A 2,362-nucleotide genomic window follows, 5' to 3' on the forward strand; every position below is an offset into this window, starting at 1 on the left:
GTCCGGTTGCGGGGGTGTCCGCGGCATGGATGCCGCGGCCAAGCCTACAGGGACGTATTTACGGCGTCCCCCGCAACCGGACCCACCCCGCCCTCCCACGGAATGCCCGCGGTTGCTGTTGCTTCGGCGGTTGCTGTTGCTTCGGCAGTTGCTGTTGCTTCGGCTTCGGCCTCTGCAGGTGCCGGGCGCAGCCCGGCCGTAACCCCTACAGCACCCGATACGCGCGCTCGGCCGCATCGAATACATTCCCCGGCGCGAACTGCTCGCCCAGGTAATGCAGTGCTTGCCGGTGCTGCTGCAACGAGCGCTGCGCCGCGCCGGGGCCCAGCAGCATCTGCTCGAATTCGATCAGGTCCTGCAGGATGCGCCAGTGCCTATACCACGCAATCCAGCGCGGATCGCCCAGGTCGCTGCCATACCCTTCGGCGAAGCCCAGCGGATGCTCGCGCCCCCAGCGACCACCTACCGCGGCGCCGACAAACATCAGGTCGCGCTCGCGCGGGGCCAGTGCCAGTCCGTCCCAGTCAATCAGGTGCAGCGCATCGTCCTGTCCCATCAGCAGGTTGCCCGCGTGCAGGTCGGTGTGGCACAAGCGCAACGCCGGTGCTTCATCCTGCAATTGACGATGCAGCGCTTCGGCACGCTGGTGAAGTTCGGCGATGCGCGGCCGCTGCTGCTGCCACAGCGCCAGGAACGCACTGCCGGACCGATCCTGCGCCTGCGCCAGCGTCGAGGGATCGCGCAACCATGTCCCCACCGTGTCGACCGCTGCGGTTTCAAGCCGCAGCGTCGGCAGTGCCTGGCGCAGCGCCGGTGGAATCTCGGCCTCATGCAGGCGACGCAGCACTTCGCCCAGCTGGCGCCATTGCGCACGGCTCAGCGGTGCCTCGAAGCCCGACTGCCCTTCGATGTAGGGGAACAACGTGAACTGCAGGCCCCAGCGCTGCACCGATGCGCCGCCGGTCAATGCTGGCCACGGCGCAACAATCTCTTCGATGCCCAAGGTGCCACGCAGCCAATGCAGGCTGTCCCACACCGCGGGCGCCACCTGGAAGTTGCGGCACTTCAACCACCAATGGTCGTGGCGGGCATCGATGCGGAACACGCACGCATTGGCGTCGGCGCCCACCGGACGCGGCACCACCGCCGTCGCGCTGATGTCGTAGGACTGCTGCAGGACTTCAACGATCTGCTGCGCCGAAGCGAATGACATGGATGCAGGCGTGCTTTGGTGACGACACCTACTATCGCAGATGGCCCTGCATCCGCACAGGCAAACTGGTCACAACATCCCTCTCCTGCGACGAAATAACTAGCCGGCGATGCGTCGCATCACCGCTTCCAACGGACCGCGCGCGAACTGCCACGACCACAACCAGGCCGCCGCGGTCGCCAGCATCACGAACAGCAACGCGGCCATCAGCACCCACGACAGGCTTGCGCTGCCATCAAGCAGTCCGAGCGATTCCAGCACGCCCATGCCGATCAGGATGTGCGCCACGTACAGGCTCAGCGTCATCCGTCCGGCCGCGGTGAACGGTTCCAGCCAATCGCCAGGATGCAGCCGCACCAGCCACAGGCATGCCGCGATCAGTGCACACGCCGCGCCTGCGCCGGTCAGCAGATAAGCCGGGCCGGGCGGCATCGGCTGTGTCGCCAGCCACACCTGCCACACCGTGCCGTGACCCCACTGCTGCAACATCTGGCCGGCCCCCATCAGCAGCAGGCCGAGCAGCAGCAAGGCACGCTGCACCCGGGGTTGCGACAGCGGCAGCCGCGCCAGCAGCATGCCCAGCAGGAAGAAGCACAGCCACGGCAACACCGGATGGAAGCCATTGAACAGCAGGTTGCGCATCGCACCCGGCCATTGCCACAGCCCCTCGTAAGCCAGCGTCTGCCAGTTCCAGCCCTGGCTGTAGTCCCAGCGCAGCAAGGCCCAGAACCCGACCATAGCCAGAGCCACCATGCTGCCCAGCAGAACACGGGGCGACGCGCGCAGCCACAGCACCGCCAGCGCGAAGTACACCGCGTAGTAATGCAGGATATCGGCAGGAAACACGGTCAGGTTGAGCAGGCCGAGCACGGCCAGGAACACGGCCCGCCGCCAGGTCTGCACGCTTGCCTGYCACCACGCCAGTCGCTGCGTGGCCAGCATCAGGCCCACCCCGGCCAGCGTCACGAAGGTCGCCGAAGCCTTGCCTTCCAGCAGGTGGAAGAATCCAGCAAGCCAGCCTCCGCCGTCGGTCTCGACGGCCATCGCCAGGCGGAAGTTGACCAGCACCATGCCGGCCAGGGCGAGGTAGCGCGCCAGGTCCAGACCGTGCAGGCGTCGATCGGCACTGCTCACGCGCGCGCCCCGAGG

General features: G+C 67.1%; 2 protein-coding genes. Both read right to left on the reverse strand.

All coding sequences use genetic code 11. The features are described from left to right. Positions 1-205: 205 nt before the first annotated feature. The gene (locus AB4Y84_RS19595) at positions 206-1,213 is read right to left on the reverse strand and encodes a phosphotransferase (RefSeq protein WP_442244980.1); all 1,008 of its coding nucleotides are present in this window, start codon (positions 1,211-1,213) and stop codon (positions 206-208) included. A 99-nt stretch (positions 1,214-1,312) separates the two neighbouring features. Beyond that, entirely contained in the window at positions 1,313-2,347 is a 1,035-nt protein-coding gene (locus AB4Y84_RS19600) for a DUF418 domain-containing protein (RefSeq protein ID WP_442250715.1), read from the reverse strand. Positions 2,348-2,362 lie beyond the last annotated feature (15 nt).

Origin of the sequence: Stenotrophomonas sp. 2YAF22 (assembly GCF_052114665.1) — a bacterium.
In the GTDB taxonomy this organism is placed as follows: domain Bacteria; phylum Pseudomonadota; class Gammaproteobacteria; order Xanthomonadales; family Xanthomonadaceae; genus Stenotrophomonas; species Stenotrophomonas indicatrix.

Bases quoted from the DNA above. Each gene is read 5' to 3' on its own strand.
- AB4Y84_RS19595 (WP_442244980.1), bottom strand. From the start codon at position 1,213: ATGTCATTCGCTTCGGCGCAGCAGATCGTTGAAGTCCTGCAGCAGTCC.